Origin of the sequence: Aquamicrobium soli, from assembly GCF_042646345.1 — a bacterium.
Lineage (GTDB): Bacteria > Pseudomonadota > Alphaproteobacteria > Rhizobiales > Rhizobiaceae > Mesorhizobium > Mesorhizobium soli_A.
Map to the genome: position 1 here is coordinate 145,255 of NZ_JBHRTK010000003.1, position 23,406 is coordinate 168,660.

Consider the following 23,406-nt stretch of genomic DNA (forward strand, 5'->3'; position numbering starts at 1 on the left):
GGGCAGATGAACTGATTCGGAGGGCGGGCCGATGATCGTGGTCGTTGACGAGCGCGAACTGGTAACCGAGGGTTACAATTCACTATTCGATCGGGAGGGTGTGGCCTGCGCGGGTTTCGCGCCCGGCGAATTCGACGAATGGGTGTCGAGTGCGGCCGACGACGATCTCAAGTCGGTCCGTGCCTTCCTCATCGGCGACTGCCGAGAGGGCAGCATCTCGCCGCGCCAGATTCGCGACCGCACCGGTGCGCCGGTCATCGCGCTCAGCGAGCAGAACTCGCTCGAGAATACGCTGAGGCTGTTCGAATCCGGCGTCGACGACGTCGTGCGCAAGCCGGTCCACATCCGCGAGATCCTCGCCCGCATCACGGCGATCCGCCGCCGCGCCCACGAGGACGTGTCCTACACCGAGATCGGCGCAATGCGCATCTTCATGGACGGCCGCGACCCGGAGATCGACGGCGAGCCGCTGCCGCTGCCGCGCCGCGAACGTCGTATCCTCGAATATCTGGCGAGCAACCGTGGCCGCCGCGTCACCAAGACCCAGGTGTTCAACGCCATCTACGGCATCTTCGACGAACAGGTCGAGGAGAACGTCGTCGAAAGCCATATCAGCAAGCTGCGCAAGAAGCTGCGCGAAAGGCTCGGCAGCGACCCGATCGATTCCAAGCGCTTCCTCGGCTACCGGCTGGTCTGCTGATGGGCGTGCCCGGCGACGGCCGTTCCCGCGCCAGCCTCGCGCAAGAAAAGCTCTCTATCCTCGCCGCCACCTGTGCTGGAACCGAGGAGACGCCCCGATGAGCCTTTACGGAATGATGCGGACCGGCGTTTCCGGCATGAACGCGCAGGCCAACCGCCTGTCCGCCACTGCCGACAACATCGCCAATGCCGACACCACGGGCTACAAGCGCGCTTTCACCGAGTTCTCGACGCTCGTCATGCCGACCACGGGCGGTGCCTATAACTCCGGCGGCGTCACCACCACGATCATGAACTCGATCAGTTCCCAGGGCGTCCTGCAATACACCACGTCCGTATCCGACCTCGCGGTCGACGGGAACGGCTTCTTCGTGGTGCAGAGCCCGAGCGGAACGCCCTTCCTGACGCGCGCCGGGGCCTTCGTTCCCGACAGCGCAGGCCGTCTGGTCAACGCCGCCGGCTACCAGCTCATGGCCTACAGCTATGACAACGGCGTCCCTTCCGCGACCGTCAACGGCTTCGAGGGGCTGGTGCCGGTGGTGATTTCCGACAAGGACATGTCGGCCACCCCCAGCACCGAAGGCTTCTATACCGGCAACCTCGCCGCCGACGCCACTGCGGTCGCGGCCGCCGACCTGCCGTCGGCCAACGCCGCCACCGCCCAGTATTCGGCCAAGTCGTCGATCATCGCCTACGACAATCTCGGCAACAAGAAGCTGCTCGACGTCTACTTCACCAACACCGGCCCGGGCGCCTGGGAGGTCACGGTGTTCGATCAGGCCGGCGCCACACCGGGCAGTTCCTTCCCCTACACCGGCGGCCCGATCGGCACGGCCGACCTGACCTTCGACACCACCACCGGCAAGCTGACCGGCGCCGTCACCAGCGTCACGGCAAACGTGCCCGGCGGCGCGTCCCTCAAGATCGACCTTTCCGGCATGAAGCAGCTTGGCACCGGCTTCATGATTTCGGACGGCGCCGTCAACGGCAGCGCGCCTGGGACCATCGACAAGGTCCAGATCAGCACCGATGGCACCATCTACGCGCAGTACAAGGACGGCTCCACGAAAGCGCTCTACAAGATCCCGCTGGCCGACGTGCAGAGCCCGGACAACCTCACTGTCCTGCCCGGAAACGTCTATGCGCAGGGTACCGATTCCGGCTCCATCCGCATCGGTTTCGCCAATGAGGGCCGGCAGGGCTCCATCGTCTCCGGCGCGCTCGAAAATTCCAATGTCGACATCGCCGAAGAGCTCACCGACATGATCGCGGCCCAGCGCAGCTACACCGCCAATTCGAAAGTGTTCCAGACCGGTTCCGACCTCATGGACGTCCTCGTCAACCTCAAGAGATAAGGAAAAGCCCGGGCCGGACAGCCCGCCCGGGCTTTTGAAAACCGAGCATGTCGCTGAGTTCCGCCCTGAACATTGCCCAGTCCGCGCTTCAAAGCACGTCGCGCCAGACCGGCATCGTTTCACGCAATGTAGCGGATGCCTCCAACCCGGATTATTCGCGCCGCACCGCCAACGTCGTCTCGACGGCGCCCGGCGCGCGGGCCATCGACATCCAGCGCGCCACCAACGAGCTGCTGTTTCGCCAGAACCTCGCGGCTCTTTCGTCATGGGCGGGGCAGAGCGCGCTTTCCAGCGGCATGGATCGGCTGGAACTGGCGGTCAACGGCGTCGACAACGCCTCCTCGGCTTCCGCGGCCATCGGCAAGCTGGCGCAGGCGCTCCAACTCTACGCCACCTCGCCCGCCAACCAGAACATGGGCACCAGCGTCATCGACGCGGCGAAAGCGGTCGTTCGTTCCCTGAACGACGGCACCCGGGCCATCCAGGATTTCCGTGCGCAGGCCGACGGCGAAATCGCGACCAGCGTCGACGACCTCAACACCCTGCTCGGCCAGTTCCAGGACGCCAACGCCGCCGTGGTCTCCGGCACCCGCTCCGGCACCGATGTCTCGGACGCGCTCGACAAGCGCGACGCGCTATTGAAGAAGATCGCCGAATACGTGCCGGTCTCGACCTACACGCGCGGCGCCAACGACATGGTCATCACCACCGCGAACGGCACGACGCTGTTCGAGACGGTGCCCCGCTCGGTGACGTTTTCGCCCTCTTCCGCCTATGGCGCGGGCGTGGCCGGAAACACCGTCTATATCGACAACGTTCCGGTCACGGGCGGCAGTGGCGGCAATACCGACGCGGCCGGCAAGATCGCCGGGCTGATCCAGCTTCGCGACGGCGTCGCCTCGACCATGCAAAGCCAGCTGGACGAGATCGCGCGCGGCCTGATCACCGCGTTTTCCGAGACGTCCTCGCCGCCCAATCCCGACCTCGCGGGCCTGTTCACCTGGAGCGGCGCGCCGACGATTCCGGCGGCCGGAACGCTGGTCAACGGGCTGGCCGGCCAGATCAGCGTCAACGGCGCCATGGACCCGGCCAAGGGCGGCGACGTGACGAAGCTGCGCGACGGCCTGAACTACGTCGCCAACCCCGACCACAACGCAGCCTTCGCCGACCTTCTCATCAAATATGGCGATGCGCTGGACAAGCCGATGATGTTCAGCCCGGCAGCCGGCATCGCCAGCAATTCCAGCGTCACGACCTATTCGGCCAATGCCATCGGCTGGTTCGAGGGCATGCGCCAGCAGGCCGCCACCGCCGCCGACACCAAGGAAGCGCTGGCCACCCGCACGGCGGAGGCCCTGTCCAACGAAACCGGCGTCAACGTCGATACCGAAATGTCGCTCCTGCTCGACCTGGAGCACACCTACCAGGCGTCGGCCCGCATCCTCAGTACCGTCAACCAGATGTTGGACTCCCTCCTCCAGGCTGTGCGATAAGCCATGAAAACCACTTCCGTCTCCTCCGCCGGCCTTTCCAACGCCCTGCGCTACTCGCAGATGCGCATGCAGGTCGACCTGGTGAAGGGGCAGAAGGAGATGGACACCGGCCGGGTTGCTGACCTCGGCCTTGCGCTCGGCGCGCGCACCGCCCAGTCGGTCACCTTCGCGCGCGACCTCGACCGGCTGAAGACCATCATCGATTCCAACGGGCTGGTCGCCTCCAGGCTGACCGCCACCCAGGACGCGCTCAGCCAGCTGAGCGACCAGGCGCAGACCCTGCTGTCCAGCCTGATGAGCAACACCTCGGGCGACCTCACCAACACGCTCACCGGCAACACCGGCAAGGCGACGCTGCAGGCGCTGACCTCGATCCTCAACACCAGCGTCAACGGCGAGTTCCTGTTCGCCGGCACCAACACGGACGTCAAGCCGATCAACGACTTCGACGCGTCCGGCTCGCCGGCCAAGGCCGCGTTCGATGCCTCCTTCCTCGCCTATTTCCACTTCACGCCGGACGATCCCGCGGCCGCCACCATCAGCGCCGCCGACATGGACGCCTTCCTGACCACCGAAATCGAGCCACAGTTCCTTGGTGCGGATTGGGCGAACTGGTCGAACGCGACAGACCAGCCCATCGTCAGCCGCATCGCCCTCAACGAGACGACTGAAACCTCGGTCAGCGCCAACGCCAGCGGCGCGCGCAAGCTGGCGATGGCGGCGACCATGGTGTCGCAACTTCTGGCGGGCAATGTCAGCCAGGAGGCAAGGCAGATGCTCGTCAGCCGCGCGCTGACGCTGGTCGGCGAATCGCTGAGCGACCTCGGCCAGACCCGCGCGCAGACCGGCATCGCCCAGCAGCGCGTGGCCGACGCCAACACCCGCATGAACACGCAGATCGACCTGTTCAACCGCCACGTCCTCGATCTCGAGGGCGTCGACCCGTACGAGGCCGCCAACCGCGTCAACGACCTGGTGTCGCACATCCAGACTTCGTTCGCGCTCACCGCGCGCATCCAGCAGCTCAGCCTGCTGAATTTCCTGTCCCCCTGATCCAGCCCAACGGAACCAGTGATGTACCAATTCTCCTACGCCGACATTCAAACCGACTCGGTGGCCGACGCGAAGGATCGCGAGCGGCAGTTGCTCAGCCGGTCGATCGACATGCTGGCGGCGGCGGCGGCGGCCGGAAGCCGGTCGATGGAGGCGGTCGAGGCCCTGCATTTCACCAACCGCGTCTGGACCAACCTGATCGAGGATCTCGGCTCGAGCGACAACGCGCTGCCGAAGGAATTGCGCGCCAACCTCATCTCCATCGGCCTGTGGCTGCTGCGCGAGGCCGAGGACATCCGCCAGGGCCGCACCGACGATTTCGAAGGCATCATCGAGGTTTCCCAGATCATCCGGGATGGCATCCAATGACCAAGAACACCCTGAAGCTGTCGCTCAAGCCCAACGAGAAGCTCTACCTCAACGGCGCCGTCATCCGCGTCGACCGCAAGGTGACGCTGGAACTGCTCAACGACGTGCAGTTCCTGCTCGAAAACCATGTGCTGCAGCCCGAGGACGCCTCGACGCCGCTGCGGCAGCTCTATTTCATCCTCCAGGTCATGCTGATGAACCCGCAGGGCGCGGTCGAGGCCTGCGAGATGTTCCGCCGCTCGCTGCCGCTGATGCTGGCAAACTTCACCGACGAGCGCATCCGCACCGCGTTGAAGAACGTCGACCGCATGGTCGGCGAGGACAAGGTCTTCGACGCGCTGCGGGCGATCCGCGCGCTCTACCCGCTGGAAAAGGCCATCCTGTCCGGCGTGGAAACGGACGCGTCGCCGGTGCAGGCAGAGGACGCGAAGCGGCCGCTGGCCATGGGAGCGCACTGACATGAACGTGGACATGACGACGACGATCCCCGCCGGCGCCAGCCAGAAGGCGGACCCCAAATCCAAGACCTCGGTGGACTACAATTCCTTCCTGCGGCTGCTGGTGGCCCAGTTGAAGAACCAGGACCCGACCCAGCCGATGGATTCGACGCAGTACGTCGCCCAGTTGGCCACCTTCTCGCAGGTCGAGCAGGCCGTGCAGTCCAACGCCAAGCTCGACCAGATCCTGCAATCATCGGCGCTGTCCCAGGCCGACAGCATCATCGGGCGCTCCATCACCTCCGCCGACGGCGTGACCACCGGCACGGTGGCCGAAGTGCGCCTCGCCAGTTCGGGCCTGATCGCCATTCTCGGCGACGGCACCGAAATACCGGTCGGCCCCGGCGTCACAGTAAAGCCCGCGGGCTGACCCATGAACGAAGCCGATGCGCTCGACATCGTCCAGTTCGCGGTGTGGACGGTCCTGACCGCCTCCGCGCCGGTCGTGCTGGTGGCCATGATCGTCGGCATCGGCATCGCGCTCATCCAGGCGTTGACCCAGGTCCAGGAAATCACGCTGACCTTCGTGCCCAAGATCGTCGCCATCATGCTGGTGGTGGCGCTGACCGGGCCGTTCATCGGCAGCCAGATATCGGCCTTCACCAACGTCATCTTCGAGCGGATCGAAACCGGCTTCTGAAAAACCGCGTCATCGCGAAAAAACATTCGCCTTTTCCGGGGCATAATCTACTTTGCCGGCAGAGTTCGGCGAACCGGATGGCGAATCGACCGCATGACTGACCTGCCCAGATGATCGACGACGACGAGCCCGGCAACGAGCAAGGCTCGACCCTGGCGCCGTTCCGGCACGGCACTTTCCGCGCAGTCTGGACGGCGAGCCTGTTTTCCAATTTCGGCGGCCTGATCCAGGGCGTCGGCGCTGCCTGGCTGATGACCTCGATCTCCTCGTCGTCGGACATGGTGGCGCTGGTCCAAGCCTCCACCGCGCTGCCGGTGATGCTGTTTTCGCTGACGGCCGGCGCCATCGCCGACAGTTTCGGGCGGCGACAGGTAATGCTGGTCGCGCAGACCTTCATGCTCGTCGTCTCGGCACTGCTCACGGTGTTCGCCTATCTCGGGCTGATAACGCCCTGGCTGCTGCTTGCCTTCACCTTCCTGATCGGGTGCGGCACCGCGCTCAACAACCCGTCCTGGCAGGCCTCGGTGGGGGACATGGTGCCGCGCAGCGACCTGCCCGCCGCCGTCGCCCTGAATTCCATGGGCTTCAACCTGACGCGCAGCGTCGGCCCCGCAATCGGCGGCATCATCGTGGCGGCGGCAGGGGCCGCGGCCGCCTTTGCCGCCAATGCCCTGAGCTACGTCGCGCTGATCACGGTGCTGTTTCGCTGGAAGCCGCAACTGCCGCCCGCCACCCTGCCCCGCGAATCGCTCGGCGCGGCCATGGGCGCCGGGCTGCGCTATGTCGCCATGTCGCCCAATATCGGCAAGGTGCTGATCAGGGCGTCTGCCTTCGGCTTCACCGCGGGCGCCATCCTCGCCCTGCTGCCGCTGGTGGCGCGCGACCTGGTCGGCGGCGGGCCGCTCACCTACGGCGTGATGCTCGGCGCCTTCGGCGTCGGCGCCGTCAGCGGCGCCCTCATCAGCGGCCGCCTGCGCCGCATGCTGGCGAGCGAGACCATGGTGCGCTGCGCCTTCCTCGGCTTCGCGATCTGCGCCTGGATAGCGGCTTTCAGCCCGCAGGCGTGGCAGACCCTGATCGGCCTTCTCGTCGGCGGCGCCTGCTGGGTCATCGCGCTGTCGCACTTCAACACCACCGTGCAAATGTCGACGCCGCGCTGGGTGGTGGGGCGCGCGCTTTCCATCTACCAGACCGCCACCTTCGGCGGCATCGCGCTGGGCAGCTGGGTGTGGGGCGTGGTGGCCGAATCCTACGGCGTGCAAACCGCGCTGGTCGTCTCCGGCTTCACCATGCTGGCGGGCGGCGCGCTCGGGCTCATCGTTCCGCTGCCGCAGAACATCCCCATCAACCTCGACCCGCTGAACCGCTGGACCGAACCCTCGCTGTCCCTCGACCTGAAGCCGCGCAGCGGCCCGATCGACATCATGATCGAATACGAGATCAAGGACGAGGACCTGGCCGAATTCATCGCCCTGATGGCCGAGCGCAGGCGCATCCGCCGCCGCGACGGCGCCCGCAACTGGACGCTGTCGCGCGACCTCGGCAACCCGCGGATATGGATGGAAAGCTACTACACGCCGACCTGGCTGGACTACATCCGCCACAACACGCGCATGACCAAGGCCGACGCCGAGATCAGCGAGCGCATCCGCGCGCTGCACAGCGGCGGGGGCCGCCCGCGCGTGCGTCGCATGATCGAGCGTCCGACGGCGGCGAACCACGCCATCGTCACCCCGCGCGGGCCGATCGACCTGCACTGACGCGGCCTCCTCCCACCCTCGCGCAAGCTTGACCGTCTAGGGTCCGGGCTTCCGGGCTGCCCGCTGCACCCGGCAAGACGTTGCGCGCGGAGCACAGATGGCGATCAGCGAGACACTTTCGGCCGGCACGCTGCCCAGGAACGGCCGCGACGTCTTCTTCGCGCTCGGCATCGTCTTCATCCTGGCCGTGCTGTTCCTGCCGATCCCGGCCTTCCTCATCGACGTCGGCCTCGCCTTCTCGATCGCGCTTTCCGTGCTGATCCTGATGGTCGCACTGTGGATCGGCCGGCCGCTCGATTTCTCCTCCTTCCCGACCGTGCTGCTCATCGCCACGATGCTGAGGCTGTCGCTCAACATCGCCACCACGCGCATGATCCTGTCGCACGGCAACGAAGGCACCTATGCCGCCGGCTACGTCATCTCCGGCTTTTCCAAGCTGGTGATGTCGAGCGATTTCGTCATCGGCCTGATCGTCTTCCTGATCCTGATCGTGGTGAATTTCATCGTAATCACCAAGGGCGCGACCCGCATCGCCGAGGTCGGCGCGCGCTTTACCCTCGATGCCATTCCCGGCAAGCAGATGTCGATCGACGCCGACCTCTCCGCCGGCATGATCGACGACAAGACCGCCCAGCTTCGCCGCCGCGAACTGGAGGAGGAGAGCTCCTTCTTCGGCTCTATGGACGGTGCCTCGAAATTCGTGCGCGGCGACGCCATCGCCGGCCTGATCATCACCGCCATCAACATCGTCGGCGGCATCGCCATCGGCTACCTGCGCCACGGCATGGGCATCGGCGAGGCGGCAGACGTCTTCATCAAGCTTTCGGTCGGCGACGGCCTCGTCACCCAGATCCCGGCGCTCATCGTCTCGCTCGCCGCCGGCCTGCTCGTTTCCAAGGGCGGCACCCGCGGTTCCGCCGACCAGGCGGTCTTCGGCCAGTTGGGCGCCTACCCCCGCGCGCTCTACGTCGCCGCCTCGCTGCTCCTCTTGCTCGGCCTTATGCCCGGCCTGCCGCTGTTTCCGTTCCTGGTGATGGCCGCCGCCATGGCCAGCCTCGGCTATGTCATTCCGCTGCGCGAAAGCCGGCGCGCCGCCGCCGACCAGGCCGCGAAGAAGCTGGAAACGGCGGAGAAGGCGGAAGAGGAGAAGAACTCCGTCAAGGCCTCGCTCGCCACCGCCGAGATCGAGCTGCTGATCGGCAAGCAGCTTTCGACCCGCCTGGTCTCCTCGCATCAGGAACTGGCCTTCCGCATGGCCAAGATGCGCAAGAAGTTCGCGGTCCAGTACGGTTTCGTCGTGCCGGAGGTGAAGCTCACCGACGATTTCGCCATTCCGCCGAAAAGCTACCAGATCAAGGTGCACGGCACGGTCGTGGCCGAGTACCAGATGCGGGTCGGGGAGATCATGGTGCTGCTCGGCACCCGCGACATTCCCGACATTCCGGGCGAGGAAGTGCGCGAGCCGGCCTTCGGCATGCGCGCCTACTCGGTCATGGACACCTTTGCCGAAGACCTCAAGCGCGAGCACTTCACCTTCGCCGACAACATGTCGGTGCTGCTCACGCATCTGTCGGAAGTGATCCGCAACAACCTGCCGCAGCTTCTGTCCTACAAGGACATGAAGGCGCTGCTGGAGCGGCAGGACCCGGAATACCGCAAGCTCGCCGACGAGATCTGCACCAGCCACATTTCCTACCCCGGCCTGCAGGCGGTGCTGAAACTGCTCCTGGCCGAGCGCGTGTCGATACGCAACCTGCACCTCATCATCGAGGCGATCGCCGAGATCGCGCCGCATGTGCGCCGCACCGAGCAGATCGTCGAGCATGTGCGCGTGCGCATGGCGCAGCAGATTTGCGGCGACCTTTCCGAAAGCGGCGTGCTCAAGGTGCTGCGCCTCGGCAACCGCTGGGACCTCGCTTTCCACCAGGCGCTCAAGCGCGACGCCAAGGGCGAGGTGCGCGAATTCGACATCGACCCGCGCCAGCTCGAAGAATTCGGCCAAGATGCCGGCAAGGCCGTGCGCAAGCACCTTGAAGCCGGCGAGCGCTTCGTGCTGGTCACCGCCCCCGACGCGCGCCCCTATGTGCGCATGATCATCGAGCGCCTGTTCCCGACCCTGCCCGTGCTCTCCCACGTGGAGATCGCCAAGGGCGTGGAGGTCAGGGTGCTGGGCACCATTTCGTGAACGGGGCGGGCGGAGCAGTACCCATTTCCTTGCGGGCAAGGAAAGTGCTCGCAAGGTTCGACCCCGACTCCGTCGCGCTACGCGCGCCACCTCTCCCCCGATCGACGGGGGAGAGGAACCGCTCACCGCAGGCACCGCTCCCTTCCTCTCCCCTTTTGAGGGGGAGAGGTGGTTTGCGAAGCAAACCGGAGTGGGAGTCTGTCGCACCATCCGCCGCTAGCCTAGCCTCGCGGCCAGGGATCGGGGACGGCAGCCCACCCCGAGGCGTCGGCGACACCGCGCCATGATCAACCTCTCCATCCTCTCGCAAGACGTCATCATCGCGGCGTTCCTGGCCTTCTGCCGCATCGGCGCCTGCTTCATGCTGATGCCGGCGACATCGAGCCAGCGCGTGCCGTTGCAGGTCCGGCTGTTCGTGGCGATCGCCGTGACCGCCGGCATGCTGACCTTCCTGTGGGACAGGATCTATCCCTTCGCCGACCCGCGCCCGGCCGTGCTGGCGCCTATGATCGCTTCCGAGCTTCTCGTCGGCGGGCTGATCGGCGCCATGACGCGCCTCTACATGGAAGCCCTGCGTTTCATCGGCGCGGCGATCGCCATGCAGATCGGCCTCACCAGCATCGCCGGCCCGGCCATCGAGGAAGCGGAACCGCAGGCCGCCCTTGCCGAGATCGTCTCGCTCTCGGCGCTGCTGTTCCTGTTCGTCTTCGATTTCCACCATGAGGTGATCCGGGCGCTGGTGGCGTCGTACACGGTCGCGCCCGTCAACGTGTTCTTCAACCCGCAGGCGGCCCTCGTCGACGTCACCGACACGCTGTCGGACTCGTTCTTCCTGGTGCTGCGCCTGGGCAGCCCCTTCGTCGCCTACGCGATCCTGGTCAACCTGACGATCGGCTTCGTCAACAAGCTGACGCCGCAGATTCCGATCTACTTCATCTCGCTGCCCTTCGTCATCGCCGGCGGCGTGATCCTGTTCTATTTCGGCGTCGGCACGATGCTGTCGCTGTTTGCCGACAGCTTTGCCGACATGACGCTGGCACGGTGATGCGATGACGACGCGCCAGCAGAGGCTGAAGAAACTGGTTGCCGTGCAGGAGCAACTGAAGGCGCTGCACGAAACGCGGCGCGCCACCCTTCTGGCCGACGCCCATGCCGCCGAAGCCGAGGCACGCGCGCTGGCGGAACGCTTCGACGAGCCCAATTCGCTCTCGGGACTGTTTCCCGACCTCTACAATCGCCGCATCGCCGGCGCCGTGCAGCGCCAGCAGCAGAGCCTCGACGACGCGCGCCGCGAGGCCGGGCTGGTTGCCGCCGCAACCGCGCGCGCCAACATGGTCGAGCGCGCCTACAAGGAAGTCAGCCGCCGCGACGAGCGGGAGCGCTCCGACCGCGACCGGCTGGACCTGATCGCCAACAGGCGTCCCACCGGGCCGGACGCCTCGTAAGCCTGCCACAAGCTTGTTTTGCCATGATCGAGGCTGAGAAACAGGATAAAGGCGCAATCTTTGGCGATCTCCCCTCCCAGTGACATCGTGCTCGACGTCGCCCGCGCGGCCGGCCCGGCCGACATAGCGGAAGCGCGCGCCGCGCTGGCAAAGCGCGCCGGAGGGGCCGGCGCACCGTTTTCGGTCGGTGAGGCCCGCGCCCTTTCGCGCGCCGACGGCGAAGGTCGCACGGACGCCCGCGACGCCGCCCAGTTCAAGCGCTTCGAGGCGATGGTGCTCACCACCTTCATCCAGAACATGCTGCCGAAGGACAGCGAAGGCGTCTACGGCAAGGGCCTCGCCGGCGACATGTGGAAGTCGCAACTGGCCGGGCATCTGGCCGACGTGATGGCCGATCGCGGCGGCATCGGCATCGCCCGATCGCTGCTGGGAGACCACTACCTCGACGGCAAGCGCAAGGTGCCGATCGGTCCGGTCTCGAACGGCCCGGAACGAGCCGAACTGGACCGCCAGACGGCGCTTTCCACCTCGCTGGTGCAGGATGTAGAGCGCCGCATGGCCAAGTCGATGACCGGCGAAACCGAGACGATAGCGGGTAAGAAAGTCCAGGCATGACTGATTTTTCGGAATTCACGTCCCATCTGCCGGCGCTGGCGCGGACACCGGAAAGCCCGGCCGCCACCGCCTATGCCAGCAATCTCGATGCCCTGATCGGTCGCATCGAAGAAGCGGTCGAGGAAGAGACGGCCGCCATCCGCGCCAACCCCCGCTTCGACCTGAAGGCTTCGAACGCGCGCAAGAGCCGCTGTCTTTACGAGTTGAACCGCGCCATGAAGGGCATGGGCCAGGTAGAGTTCGCCGAGCGTCATCGCGAGGGCCTGATACGTCTGCAGGAAAAACTGTCGCGCAACGAGCAGGCGATCCTCGCCCATCTCAGCGCCGTCACCGAAGTCGCCAACCTGTTGAAGAACGCCATCCAGCAGGCGGAGGCCGACGGAACCTACTCGGCCGGCGAATTCGGCTGGGCGCAGCCCTGAGCCCGCGATGCTGAAATTCATTGCCGCCGCCATCTGGATCTGCGTCATCACCGTCGGCGCCGTGTTCTATTCGTTCCAGGCGGCAGGCGAGCGCGGCGCCGGCCAGCCGCCCAAGCCGCTGCTCGGCGGACTCGACTACGTCAAGACCGACATCATTTCGGTGCCGCTGGTGCGCGACTCGGCCGTCCAGGGCTATTTCCTGACCAACCTCGTCTATACGGTCGATCCCGCGCAGATTAAGAAACTGTCGGTGCCCGCACCGGCGCTGATCACCGACCAGATCTATTCCTACCTCTACCAGAACCCGCAGATCGACTTCACCAAGGTGGCGAAGCTCGACGTCGATGCCTTCCGCAAGAACATCCGCGATACCGTCAACGCCCGCGTCGGCGAGCAACTCATCCACGAGGTGCTGATCGACCAGATCAACTTCCTCTCCAAGGACGATATCCGCAACAACACTATCCGCCGCCGCAGCGGCGACACCACCGGGTCCGTCGCCAAGCCCAAGGCCGAGTGAGCCGGCCGCGCCACTTCCGGTTGACGTAAACGTCAAACAACCTGTAGGTTCGCCGCGACGAAGCCCGGCGGGGCTCTAACCCGATGCGAGACGAGGAGAACCCGATGGGTATTCAGGACGTTGCCGAGAAGATCAGGGCGCAGGTCGAAAGCGGTGGCTTCGAGCATTCGGTGAAATTCGACACCGGTGCCGATGGCGTCATCGTCATCGACGGCGCCACGATTTCGACCACGGACGGCCCTGCCGACTGCACCATCACGCTGTCGCTGGACGACCTCGAGTCGCTTATCTCCGGCGACCTAAACCCGACGATGGCATTCATGAGCGGCAAGCTGAAGATCGACGGCGACATGTCGGTCGCCATGGCGCTCAGCCAGTTGATCGCCTGACGTTTTCAGGAAGAATTTTCGGCGGGCGCAGGTTCCAGGACCAAAGGTCAGGGGACATAGGCGAATCCGAGGCGTTTTCGGGCCTCATTACCCCCACCCCTGACCCCTCCCCACAAGGGGGAGGGGAATCCTGCAGCGGTATCGCAGCGATACACATAAGCAATTCTCGGAAAAAAGCGGCATTCAAGTTCCCTCCCCCTTGTGGGGAGGGGTCAGGGGTGGGGGTATCAAGCCCACCACCAAGCCAAAATTTCCCGTAACTCAGGCCGCCAGTTTCTCGCGCCGGCCACCGGCCTTGAGCTTGCGGCCGGTGGCTTCCAGCGTGCCGTGCGCGCTGTCGAGCGTGCCCGGTACCAGTTCCAGCGCCAGCAGGCGATGCCGCTCGTAGGGGCCGGGCATGGAAAGGCCGCCGGTCTTTTCGGCCGAGAAGCCGAAGCGGCCATAATAGGGCGCATCGCCGACCAGGAGGATCGCCCTGTGGCCGAGCCGCCGGGCTTCCGCCACCGCATGGCGCATCAGCGCCGAGCCGATGCCAGCCCCCTTCAGCGACGGATCGACGGCGAGCGGGCCGAGCAGCAGGGCGGCCGGACCGCCCTCGCCCAGCCGCACGTCCCAGAGCCGGACCGTGCCCAGGACCGCGCCCGCAGCACCGCGCGCGACAAAGACGAGGCCTTCGCAGGGCCGCCGGCCGCGGCGCAGCTTTTCCGACGACTTGCGCTTGCGCCCCGGACCCATGGCACGGTCGAGCAGCGCCTCGCGCGCGGCGACGTCGGCGGCGGCCTCGGCGACGATGTCGAAGGCGATTTCAGATTTCGGGATTTCGACGAACATGATCATGATCCTTCACGAGCGGAATTTTCCACAAGCGAGTCCGTTGCCGGCGCGAACACCGGCAACGGGCTGATCTGGCGGCTCGGGCGAGCCGTCAGATCACGTAGGATCGCAGGGGCTCGAAGCCGTTGAAGGCGACCGCCGAATAGGTGGTCGTGTAGGCGCCGGTGCCCTCGATCAGCACCTCGTCGCCGATGGTCAGCGACAGGGGCAGCGGATAAGGCGTCTTCTCATAGAGCACATCGGCCGAATCGCAGGTCGGGCCGGCGAGCACGCAGGGCGCGGTCGCGTCGCCGTCATGACGGGTGACCAACGGGTAGCGGATCGCCTCGTCCATGGTTTCGGCGAGGCCGCCGAACTTGCCGATGTCGAGGAAGACCCAGCGCACATTGTCGTTGTCGGCCTTCTTGGAAATCAGCACGACCTCGGACTTGATGACGCCGGCATTGCCGACCATGCCACGGCCCGGCTCGATGATCGTCTCGGGAATGGCGTTGCCGAAATGCTTGCGCAGCGCATCGAAGATGGCCTGGCCATAGGCTTCCGCCGCCGGCACGTCGCGCAGGTAGCGCGTCGGGAAACCACCGCCGAGGTTCACCATCCTGAGCACGATGCCCTCTTCCGCCAGTGCGGCGAAAACCTGCCTGGCGTCGCCCAGCGCGCGGTCCCAGGCGGCCAGATCGGTCTGCTGCGAGCCGACATGGAACGACACGCCATAGGCTTCGAGGCCGAGCGCATGCGCGCGGCGCAGCACGTCCACCGCCATGACCGGCACGCAGCCGAACTTGCGCGACAGCGGCCACTCGGCACCCGCGCCATCGGTCAGCACGCGGCAGAACACGCGCGAGCCGGCGGCCACGCGGGCGATCTTCTCGACCTCTTCCACGCAGTCCACGGCAAACAGGCGCACGCCGAGCTGGTAGGCGCGGGCGATGTCGCGCTCCTTCTTGATGGTGTTGCCGAAGGAAATGCGGCTGGCCGGAGCCCCGGCGTTCATCGCCATCTCGACCTCGGCCACCGAGGCGGCGTCGAAGGACGAGCCCATCTTCGCCAGCATGCGCAGGATCTCCGGCGCCGGGTTGGCCTTGATCGCATAATAGATGCGGGAATCGGGAAGCGCCCGCTCGAAGGCGCGGAAATTGTCGGCCACGACATCGAGGTCGACGACGAGGCAGGGGCCGTCGGGACGTCGGGTGGCGAGGAAATCGATAATGCGCTGCGTGGCCATCGGGGTCTCTCCAAAGCGCACGGCAGGGTGCGCGCGAACGGTTGCGCTCCACGGGCCTCGGCCTCGCGAACACGCAGGTCAAACAAAGGCGGGACAGACTTCCATGGAACCAGCCGGTGGAGACACCGGAACCATGAAGCGCCGTCTCGCGGCGATGGGTCATGGCCATTTGCCCGGCCAGGACCCGCTTTGTCTGCCTTGGCTTGGATTGGGAGAGTCCCGTTCCGCACTGCCGGCAATGAAGGTGTGCCTCTTTGAGTAACCCCGACTTTTGGACAGCCGGAAGAGAACCAGAAAGGCCCGCACCGTCGTTGCTTCAAGGTGTCCTCGACTTGGTGGTTGGCCACCAGGCCGACTGGAGGGTCTGACTCCAGCTACCTTACCGATTGCCCTCGCCATTCGAGGATCGGCGGACACCCACAGGCACGTGCGACTTTGGGCAGGCGCGATATAGGCAGAGAATCATGTCGGATCAATGACTAAATTCGTTTTCTGCATTTATTTTCCGCAGCCTGCGGAAATACCCGGAAAACCGGGCCGGGACCGCCGTTTCGGCCGCCCATGCTTTCATCGGGCGGGCGGCTCGGCTATAACCCTGCACGCTTTTTGAATGATTTTCGCCGAACCGGCCCGCACGGTTTTCGTGATTCGCCGCCCCGCCCGAAAGGTCACGCCATGGACACCCTGACCCGCATGCGCGCTTTCATCGACGTGGTCGAGGCCGAGGGGTTTTCGGCCGCCGCGCGCAAGATCGGCCGCTCCAAGGCGCTTCTGTCCAAATATGTGCGCGAACTGGAAGACGAACTGGGCGCGCTGCTGCTCAACCGCACGACGCGGCAGTTCTCGCTGACGGAAGCCGGCCACACCTATTACCGGCGGGCCTCCGAAATCATCCGCGAGGTCGACAGCCTGTCCGACGCGGTGCGCGAATCGTCCGGGGACGTGCGCGGGCGCATCAAGCTGTCGGCACCGCGCACCTTCGCCGACGCGCCGATTGGCCAGTCGCTGATCGATTTCGCCAGGCAATATCCGGACATCGTGCTCGACATCCAGCTCGACGACCGCTTCGTCGACCTGGTGGAGGAAGGCTTCGACCTGGCGATCCGCATCTCGCGGCTGGAAAATTCCTCGCTGATCGCGCGCCGGCTGGCGCCGTTTTCCGTGCGGCTGTGCGCGGCGCCCGAACTCGTCGCCAAATACGGCCTGCCGGCGCGCCCGCAGGACCTGTCACGCATTCCCTGCATCATCGACACCAACGGGCGCTGGCTCTCCAACTGGCCGTTCAAGGGTGACAACGGCGACCCGATCAGCGTCGCCGTTTCCGGCCCGCTGGAGGTCAACAGCCCGATGACCGCCCGGGCGGCGGCGGTTGCCGGCCTCGGCTTTTCCGTGCTGCCGGACTTCATCGCCGCCCCCGACATCGAAAGCGGACGGCTGGTGACGGCGCTCGACGACCGCATCCTGTCGGGCGGCGGCATCTTCGCCGTCTATCCGCATCGCCGCTACCTGCCCGCCAAGGTCCGCGTGCTGGTCGACTACCTGGCACAGTGGTTCAAGTCGGGCGAAGGTTCGGCCGCGGCCTAGGCGGCGTCCGAATTTCGCCGCCTTTCTGGTCACTCTCCGGCTTTGCCGCCCGCGCCGATCATCCTGTGGACGAGAATGCACCCTAGAGCCTTCCCCTTCCTGACCGCCGCATCCATCCTGCTTTTCGGCAGCGGGACGGCATCGGCGCATCCGCATGTCTTCGCCGAGGCCCGGCTCGACGTCGTGCTCGACGCCGGCCACCAGCACGTGACCGCGCTACGCCATTTGTGGCGCTTCGACGATCTGTTCTCCAGCACCGTGCTGATGGAGTTCGACAAGAACGCGGACCAGAAGCTCGACGACGAGGAACTGAAGGAGGTTTCCGACACCATCCACTCGTCGCTGGCCGACTATAATTATTTCCAGCTCGTGACGGCCGACGGCAAGGACGTGAAGATGAAGCCGCCGGCGCAACTGATCGCAACCTTCGATAACCAGCAACTCCTCGTCTTGTTCGAATCGGAACTGGAAACCCCGATCCCGCTTGCCGGCAAGGTGGATTTCGGCGTCTACGACCCGACCTTCTACACCGCGATCGACTTCACCGAGGACGCCAACATGGCCGTCGAGGGCCTGCCCGACACCTGTACCCGCCAGGTCATCCGCCCCGACCCCGACACGGCCTTGGCGCAGAACCAGAAGACGCTGACCGAGGCGTTCTTCAACGATCCGGCCGGCACCGACATGAGCAAGATTTTTGCGACCAAGCTGGAACTCGATTGCCAGCCGAAGGGATAGGCGAATGACGCGGACCAGGCTGCATATCGGCTGCGCGCTATTGGCCGTTACCGTCGCGCTGGTGCATCTGCCCGGCCTCGCGCACGCCCAGAGCTCGCTCGGCATCGGCACCAACGACGCCATGCCGCCCGCCACCGGCCTGTTCGCGCACCAGCTTGCCTGGATCAACCTGAAGCAGCAGGAATTCTACCGGGCGCTGGCCGGCGCCATCAAGGCGATGCGCCAGGACGGCAGCCGCGTATGGCTGCTGATCGGGCTTTCCTTCGCCTACGGCATTTTCCACGCCGCCGGTCCCGGCCACGGCAAGGCGGTGATCTCGTCCTACATGGTGGCCAACGAGGTGGCGCTCAGGCGCGGCGTCCTGCTGTCCTTCGTCTCCGCCTTCCTGCAGGCAGTTACCGCCATCGTCGTCATGGTGCTGGCCTGGTTCGTGCTGCGCGGCACCTCAGTCTCCATGACCGACGCCGCCTGGTTCCTCGAAATCTCCAGCTATGTCTTCGTCACCGCCTTCGGCGCGTGGCTCTTGTGGAAAAAGGCGGCTCCGCCGCTCCTCCGCCTGCTTGGCGGCGGCACCCGGACCGACGGCCATTACCACGCCGATGGCTCCTATTGTACGCAAGCCCACGGCCGGCTGCGCTACGCCGTGCCGGTCGCCTCCCTACAGGCCGCAGGGGAACCTGGCGGCAAGTTCTCCGAATCCCCCTCCCCCTTGTGGGAAGGGGTTAGGGGTGGGGGTAACCATCCCAGCCAGCCATTCACGGCCGATGTCTGCGCAACCTGCGGCCACAGCCACGCGCCGGACCCGTCGATGCTGTCGGGCGACCGGTTCGACTGGCACACGGCCGCGGCGGCGGTGGCCGCGGTCGGCATCCGCCCCTGCTCCGGCGCGCTCATCGTGCTGTCCTTCGCGTTGCTCAACGGGCTGTGGATGGGCGGCATCCTGTCGGTTCTCGCCATGGCGCTCGGCACGGCGGTCACCGTATCGGCGCTGGCGATCCTGGCGGTGACGGCCAAGAACTGGGCCGTCTTCTTCGCCGGCGACGGAAGCTGGGGCGCGCGCATCCACTCGATCGTCGAAATCGGCGGCGCGGCCTTCGTGTTCCTGTTCGGCCTGCTTCTGCTTTCCGCCAGCCTGGCGGCCTAGGCGATCTTTCCCGCCAGTTCGTCCTCGATATATGCGCGGATAATGGCGTCGAAATCCGTCTCGGCGACGAAGCCCAGTTCCCGCGCGCGGCGCGCGTCGAAGCGGGTCGGCCAGTTCTTCACGATCGCCCAGATCGTCTCGTCCGGCTCCTCGCGGATCAATCCGACCGCTTCCGGTCCGGCGATGCGCCCGAGCGCCTCGATCTGCTCGGCGACGCTGACGCCGACACCCGGCATGTTGAGGTTGCGGCGCGGGCCGACGGCCTCGCCGTCGATCTCGGCCGCGCGAAGGAGGAAGCCGACCGCAGAGCGCGGGCTGGCATGGGTATGTACCACCGAGCGCGGCACCGGCAGGATCGCTGGCTTGCCGTTCAGCGGCTCGCGGATGATGCCGGAGAAGAAGCCGGAGGCGGCGCGGTTCGGCCTGCCGGGCCGCACACAGATGGTCGGCAGCCGGATGCCGACGCCGTCGAAGAAACCGCGCCGCGTATAGTCGGCAAGCAGCGCCTCGCTCATCACTTTCTGCGTGCCGTAGGAGGTCAGCGGCGTGGCATGGAAATCGTCGGCGATGACCTCCGGAAACGGCGCGCCGAACACCGAGATGGACGAGGTGAACACCACGCGCGGCCCGTGCCCGGCAAGCCGCAACGCATCGAACAGCGCGCGCGTGCCGTCGAGATTGACGCGATAGCCGAGATCGAAATCCGCTTCGGCCTCGCCGGAAACGATACTGGCGAGATGGAATACCACGTCCGGGCGCGAGGCCGCCAGCCGGGCCGCCGCGCCCGCTTCGGCCAGGTCGCCGACATGGGTGCGCACCGCCACGCCTGGCATCGACGGCGCCTCCATGGCGACGATATCGTGCAGGTCGAGTTCGGTGATCGTCTCGCCGCGCAGGGTTCCGTCGCTGGCCAGCCGCTCGGTCAGCTTGCGGCCGACCATGCCGCCCGCGCCTGTAACCAGCACGCGCAACTCAGTCGTCCCGGTCGCGCTGGGAGCGTGCCCGCAGCCAGAAGATGGCGAACAGCCCCAGCATGAACGCGGCCACCACCAGGACCGCAAGCACGGTCGATATATTCCCCGCCGCGATCATGATGACCGGCAGATAGTAGGCGAAGGAAAAGAACAGCACCAGGATCACAAGGGCTGCTATCGCCGAATTCCTGTCGTTGCGATTCATGGGCGTATCCCGGTCCGAAGTTGCGTGGCCGCCCGGTCTCTTAGCCGGCCCGATCGGCTAATGATAGTGCCGGGACGGCTGGCCGCCTTTCTCGTGGCCGTGCTCATGACCATGGTCATGGCCGTGACCGTGACCATTCCCATGATGGAGATCGTGATCCGAATGGCCGTCGGCGCAACGCCCGAACTCCGGCTCCACGGTGGCGTGGTCGATGCCATGTTCGGCCGTCAGCCGCTGCTTGACCGCCAGCACGGCGTCGTAGGGATCGGTGCCTTCGGCAAGGCAGGCGTGCAGCGTCGCCATGGTGCTGCTGCCGTCGAGCGACCACACATGCATATGGTGGACCTCGCGCAGGCCGGGCACGTTCCTCACCAGGTCGGCGGCGACGCTGTCGCGGTCGATGCTGGGTGGCACGCCTTCGAGCAGCACATGCGCGGCCTCGCGCATCAGCCGCCATGCGCTGGTCAGGATCAGCACCGCCACCAGCACCGACAGGATCGGGTCGATCGGCGTCCAGCCGGTGTAAATGATGACGATCGCCGCGGCGATCGCCGCCACGGAGCCCAGAAGGTCGCCGAGGACGTGCAGCAGCGCGCCGCGCATGTTGAGGTTCTCGCGGTCGCCGCCATGCAGGATCAGAAAGCCGACGACGTTGACCAGCAGGCCGAGGCCGGCGACGACCAGCATCGGCCCGCCAAGGACCGGCGCCGGCGCCTCGAAGCGCTGCCAGGCTTCGTAGCAGATCCACAGCGCCACCACGAAGATGGCAAGCCCGTTGGTATAGGCGACCAGCGTTTTGACCCGGCTGAAGCCGTAGGTGTGGCGGCCGGTGGCCGGCTTGTCGCCGAGATGGAACGCATACCAGGCAAGCGCCAGCGCCACCGAATCGGTCAACATGTGGCCGGCGTCGGCCAGCAGCGCCAGCGAGCCGGTCAGCCAGCCGCCGACCGCCTCCGCCACCATGAAGCCTCCGGTGAGGCAGGCGGCGAGCAGGACCCGCTTCTTGTCGGTTCCCGCGTGGACATGAGCGCCGCCCGCACCGTGATCGTGGCTGTGTCCGGCGGCGCCATGGTCGTGGGCGTGGGTCATCACAAAGCCTTCCGCTGTGATAAAATAACCTTACGTCTCAATTACTTACGGAAATCCTCGAGGCGTTTTTCCTGTACGCCTTCGCCGTCGAAGTTGCTAGGGTCAAGCCAGCTTTCATAGGCTTTTTTGAGCGCCGGCCATTCCTTGTCGATGATCGAGTACCAGGCGGTGTCGCGATTGCCGCCCTTGGCGATCATGTGCTGGCGGAACAGCCCTTCATAGGTGAAGCCGAAGCGTTCGGCCGCCCGCTTGGACGGGCCGTTGTCGTTGTGGCACTTCCACTCGTAGCGGCGATAGCCAAGGTCGTCGAACACATGGCGGGCGAACAGGTACTGCGCCTCGGTCGCCGCCGGCTTGCGCGAAATGAGCGGCCCCCAGTAGATGCTGCCGATCTCGATGACGCCGTGGTTCTGGTCGATGCGCATCAGCGTCTGGCGGCCTGCCACCCTGCCGCTCGCCTTGTCCATGACCGCATAATAGACCGGGTCCTGGCTGGCTTCGACCTTGGCCAGCCATGCGTCGAACTCGGCGCGGCTCTGCGGCGGGCTTTCGAACAGCCAGGCAAAGCGCTGGTCGGCATCCGGCACGGTCGAGGCTTCGTGGAGGCCGTCGCCATGCTTTTTGGCGTCGAGCGGCTCCAGCCGCACATAACGCCCCTCCATCGTCTTGCGTTCCGGCCGTGGCCGCGGCTGCCAATTGTTCAGATCGTCCGACACGGGAAATTCCTTTGGTTTGACAGAGGCGGCAGAGCCTTTCAAATATGCCGCCACCCTATTAGCTCCAAACTGGTCCAGGAAAATGATCCAAACAATCGCCGCTTTCGATCGCCTCGGCGAGGAAAACGCCTTCGCCGTGCTGGCACGCGCCACAGCCCTTGCCCACCAGGGACGCGACATCGTCAACCTCGGCATCGGCCAGCCGGATTTCCAGACGCCGGCACATATCGTCGAAGCGGCGATCAAGGCGTTGCAGGACGGCCATCACGGCTACACGCCGGCCAACGGGCTGCTGGCGCTGCGCGAGGCGGTGGCGCGCCGCACGCTGGCCACCACCGGCGTCGAGGTGTCGCCCGAATCAATCATGATCCTGCCCGGCGGCAAGCCGACCATGTTCGCCGCCATCCTGATGTTCGGCGAACCCGACGCGGAAATCCTCTATCCCGATCCCGGCTTCCCGATCTACCGCTCGATGATCGAGTTCACCGGCGCCAGCCCGGTCGCGGTGCCGATCCGCGAGGAAAACGGCTTTGCCTTCTCCGCCGAGGAAACGCTGGCGCTGATCACGCCGCGGACGCGGCTTTTGATCCTCAACTCGCCGGCCAATCCGACCGGCGGCGTCACCCCGCGCGCCGAAATCGACAAGCTGGTGAAGGGGCTGGAGGCGCATCCGAACGTCGCCATCCTCTCCGACGAGATCTACGACGTCATGACCTATGACGGGGAAAAGCACACCTCGCTGCTGCAATTCCCGGCGATCCGCGACCGGCTGATCGTACTCAACGGCTGGTCCAAGACCTGGGCGATGACCGGCTGGCGGCTCGGCTGGTCGATCTGGCCCACCGGCGACAAGGGCGCCAACCTCTACGACAAGGTGCGCAAGCTCGCGGTCAACAGTTGGTCCTGCGTCAACGCGCCGGCGCAATATGCCGGCCTCGCGGCCATCGATGGCCCGCAGGACGAGGTGGAGAAGATGATGCGGGCCTTCGACAGCCGCCGCAGGATCGTGGTCGAGGGCCTGAACGCGATCCCCGGCATCTCCTGCGTCACGCCGAAGGGCGCGTTCTACGCCTTCCCCAACATCTCGGGCACCGGGCGCAAGGCCAAGCAACTGGCCTCCGCCCTGCTTGAGGAAGCCGGCGTGGCGCTGATCGGCGGCCCCGATTTCGGCACGCTCGGCGAAGGCTATGTGCGGCTTTCCTACGCCAACTCCGAGGAAAACATCCTGCGCGCGCTGGAGCGGATCGAGGCGTTCCTGAGGTGCTGAACCGAGAGTTCGCGCACTTCGACGCCCCACCCCTAACCCCTCACCACAAGGGAGAGTGGAATAGAGGCCGTTGCGCCATTCGAACGGAAACGCCTCAGAATGTGACGCACCGGTGGTGCGCAGAATCCCCTCCCCCTTGTGGGGCAGTGTTTACATTGGACTCGTGATGAGGTGTCTGTTGAAGAACA

The 23,406-nt window shown here is 65.8% G+C and carries 26 protein-coding genes; 20 read left to right on the top strand and 6 right to left on the bottom strand.

Going from position 1 to position 23,406, the window contains the following annotated elements:
- The first annotated feature begins 31 nt into the window (after nt 1-31).
- From ACFOHJ_RS03735 to ACFOHJ_RS03810, 16 genes are all read left to right on the top strand, one after another.
- A complete protein-coding gene (locus tag ACFOHJ_RS03735) occupies nt 32-700 on the top strand; it encodes a response regulator transcription factor (protein ID WP_378218661.1) in 669 nt (222 codons plus the stop codon).
- 97 nt (nt 701-797) lie between these two features.
- Nucleotides 798-2,054, top strand: coding sequence for a flagellar hook protein FlgE (locus ACFOHJ_RS03740; protein ID WP_378218663.1), 1,257 nt, complete (start codon nt 798-800; stop codon nt 2,052-2,054).
- A gap of 47 nt (nt 2,055-2,101) precedes the next feature.
- Complete coding sequence (gene flgK / locus ACFOHJ_RS03745) at nt 2,102-3,547, top strand: flagellar hook-associated protein FlgK (RefSeq protein WP_378218665.1); 1,446 nt, start codon at nt 2,102-2,104, stop codon at nt 3,545-3,547.
- A 3-nt stretch (nt 3,548-3,550) separates the two neighbouring features.
- Nucleotides 3,551-4,600, top strand: a complete 1,050-nt coding sequence (locus tag ACFOHJ_RS03750; RefSeq protein WP_378218667.1) for a flagellar hook-associated family protein — start codon at nt 3,551-3,553, stop codon at nt 4,598-4,600.
- A 21-nt stretch (nt 4,601-4,621) separates the two neighbouring features.
- A complete protein-coding gene (gene flaF, locus ACFOHJ_RS03755) occupies nt 4,622-4,969 on the top strand; it encodes a flagellar biosynthesis regulator FlaF (RefSeq protein ID WP_378218669.1) in 348 nt (115 codons plus the stop codon).
- The gene (flbT, locus tag ACFOHJ_RS03760) at nt 4,966-5,427 is read left to right on the top strand and encodes a flagellar biosynthesis repressor FlbT (RefSeq protein WP_378218671.1); all 462 of its coding nucleotides are present in this window, start codon (nt 4,966-4,968) and stop codon (nt 5,425-5,427) included. Before flaF ends, flbT begins: the two co-directional genes overlap by 4 nt.
- 1 nt (nt 5,428) lies before the next feature.
- Nucleotides 5,429-5,836 (top strand): flagellar hook assembly protein FlgD, encoded by a 408-nt coding sequence (gene flgD / locus ACFOHJ_RS03765; protein ID WP_378218672.1) that lies wholly within the window; start codon nt 5,429-5,431, stop codon nt 5,834-5,836.
- A gap of 3 nt (nt 5,837-5,839) precedes the next feature.
- Nucleotides 5,840-6,106, top strand: a complete 267-nt coding sequence (fliQ, locus tag ACFOHJ_RS03770) for a flagellar biosynthesis protein FliQ (RefSeq protein ID WP_378218674.1) — start codon at nt 5,840-5,842, stop codon at nt 6,104-6,106.
- A gap of 110 nt (nt 6,107-6,216) precedes the next feature.
- On the top strand, nt 6,217-7,866 hold the full coding sequence (locus ACFOHJ_RS03775) for an MFS transporter (protein ID WP_378218676.1): 1,650 nt from the start codon (nt 6,217-6,219) through the stop codon (nt 7,864-7,866).
- A 97-nt stretch (nt 7,867-7,963) separates the two neighbouring features.
- Entirely contained in the window at nt 7,964-10,051 is a 2,088-nt protein-coding gene (gene flhA, locus ACFOHJ_RS03780) for a flagellar biosynthesis protein FlhA (RefSeq protein ID WP_378218678.1), read from the top strand.
- 283 nt (nt 10,052-10,334) lie between these two features.
- Nucleotides 10,335-11,096, top strand: a complete 762-nt coding sequence (gene fliR, locus ACFOHJ_RS03785) for a flagellar biosynthetic protein FliR (protein WP_378218680.1) — start codon at nt 10,335-10,337, stop codon at nt 11,094-11,096.
- Between the two features lie 4 nt (nt 11,097-11,100).
- Nucleotides 11,101-11,496 (top strand): hypothetical protein, encoded by a 396-nt coding sequence (locus ACFOHJ_RS03790; RefSeq protein ID WP_378218682.1) that lies wholly within the window; start codon nt 11,101-11,103, stop codon nt 11,494-11,496.
- A gap of 60 nt (nt 11,497-11,556) precedes the next feature.
- The gene (locus ACFOHJ_RS03795; protein ID WP_378218684.1) at nt 11,557-12,111 is read left to right on the top strand and encodes a rod-binding protein; all 555 of its coding nucleotides are present in this window, start codon (nt 11,557-11,559) and stop codon (nt 12,109-12,111) included.
- Complete coding sequence (locus ACFOHJ_RS03800; RefSeq protein WP_378218686.1) at nt 12,108-12,533, top strand: hypothetical protein; 426 nt, start codon at nt 12,108-12,110, stop codon at nt 12,531-12,533. The genes ACFOHJ_RS03795 and ACFOHJ_RS03800 overlap by 4 nt, the downstream gene beginning before the upstream one ends.
- Nucleotides 12,534-12,540: 7 nt before the next feature.
- On the top strand, nt 12,541-13,053 hold the full coding sequence (locus ACFOHJ_RS03805) for a hypothetical protein (protein WP_378218687.1): 513 nt from the start codon (nt 12,541-12,543) through the stop codon (nt 13,051-13,053).
- Between the two features lie 104 nt (nt 13,054-13,157).
- Nucleotides 13,158-13,442 (top strand): SCP2 sterol-binding domain-containing protein, encoded by a 285-nt coding sequence (locus tag ACFOHJ_RS03810; RefSeq protein WP_378218689.1) that lies wholly within the window; start codon nt 13,158-13,160, stop codon nt 13,440-13,442.
- A gap of 261 nt (nt 13,443-13,703) precedes the next feature.
- On the opposite strand, the gene ACFOHJ_RS03815 is transcribed toward ACFOHJ_RS03810, so the two are convergent.
- Entirely contained in the window at nt 13,704-14,279 is a 576-nt protein-coding gene (locus ACFOHJ_RS03815; RefSeq protein ID WP_378218691.1) for a GNAT family N-acetyltransferase, read from the bottom strand.
- A gap of 88 nt (nt 14,280-14,367) precedes the next feature.
- Nucleotides 14,368-15,501: an ornithine/lysine decarboxylase gene (gene odc2 / locus ACFOHJ_RS03820; protein WP_378218693.1), complete on the bottom strand. Its 1,134-nt coding sequence runs from the start codon at nt 15,499-15,501 to the stop codon at nt 14,368-14,370.
- 675 nt (nt 15,502-16,176) lie between these two features.
- Here odc2 and ACFOHJ_RS03825 point away from each other — a divergent pair.
- The 3 genes from ACFOHJ_RS03825 to ACFOHJ_RS03835 all read left to right on the top strand — a co-directional run bounded on the left by ACFOHJ_RS03825 (nt 16,177) and on the right by ACFOHJ_RS03835 (nt 18,967).
- Nucleotides 16,177-17,085: a LysR family transcriptional regulator gene (locus ACFOHJ_RS03825; protein WP_378218695.1), complete on the top strand. Its 909-nt coding sequence runs from the start codon at nt 16,177-16,179 to the stop codon at nt 17,083-17,085.
- Between the two features lie 75 nt (nt 17,086-17,160).
- Nucleotides 17,161-17,823, top strand: coding sequence for a DUF1007 family protein (locus tag ACFOHJ_RS03830; RefSeq protein WP_378218697.1), 663 nt, complete (start codon nt 17,161-17,163; stop codon nt 17,821-17,823).
- A gap of 4 nt (nt 17,824-17,827) precedes the next feature.
- Nucleotides 17,828-18,967: a nickel/cobalt transporter gene (locus ACFOHJ_RS03835; protein ID WP_378218698.1), complete on the top strand. Its 1,140-nt coding sequence runs from the start codon at nt 17,828-17,830 to the stop codon at nt 18,965-18,967.
- Here the strand turns inward: ACFOHJ_RS03835 and denD are convergent.
- From denD to ACFOHJ_RS03855, 4 genes are read right to left on the bottom strand one after another with little or no spacing between them, the layout of a single operon-like run.
- Nucleotides 18,964-19,938 carry a D-erythronate dehydrogenase gene (gene denD / locus ACFOHJ_RS03840; protein ID WP_378218700.1) on the bottom strand — a complete coding sequence of 325 codons (975 nt, stop codon included), beginning with the start codon at nt 19,936-19,938 and terminating at the stop codon, nt 18,964-18,966. The two genes, ACFOHJ_RS03835 and denD, sit on opposite strands and share 4 nt — an antisense overlap.
- A 1-nt stretch (nt 19,939) precedes the next feature.
- Complete coding sequence (locus ACFOHJ_RS03845) at nt 19,940-20,146, bottom strand: hypothetical protein (RefSeq protein ID WP_378218702.1); 207 nt, start codon at nt 20,144-20,146, stop codon at nt 19,940-19,942.
- A 57-nt stretch (nt 20,147-20,203) separates the two neighbouring features.
- Nucleotides 20,204-21,235: a cation diffusion facilitator family transporter gene (locus tag ACFOHJ_RS03850; RefSeq protein ID WP_378218704.1), complete on the bottom strand. Its 1,032-nt coding sequence runs from the start codon at nt 21,233-21,235 to the stop codon at nt 20,204-20,206.
- 41 nt (nt 21,236-21,276) lie between these two features.
- Nucleotides 21,277-21,897, bottom strand: a complete 621-nt coding sequence (locus ACFOHJ_RS03855) for a GNAT family N-acetyltransferase (RefSeq protein WP_378218715.1) — start codon at nt 21,895-21,897, stop codon at nt 21,277-21,279.
- 136 nt (nt 21,898-22,033) lie between these two features.
- Here ACFOHJ_RS03855 and ACFOHJ_RS03860 point away from each other — a divergent pair, with 136 nt between their 5' ends.
- Entirely contained in the window at nt 22,034-23,218 is a 1,185-nt protein-coding gene (locus tag ACFOHJ_RS03860) for a pyridoxal phosphate-dependent aminotransferase (RefSeq protein WP_378218706.1), read from the top strand.
- The last annotated feature ends 188 nt before the right edge of the window (nt 23,219-23,406 follow it).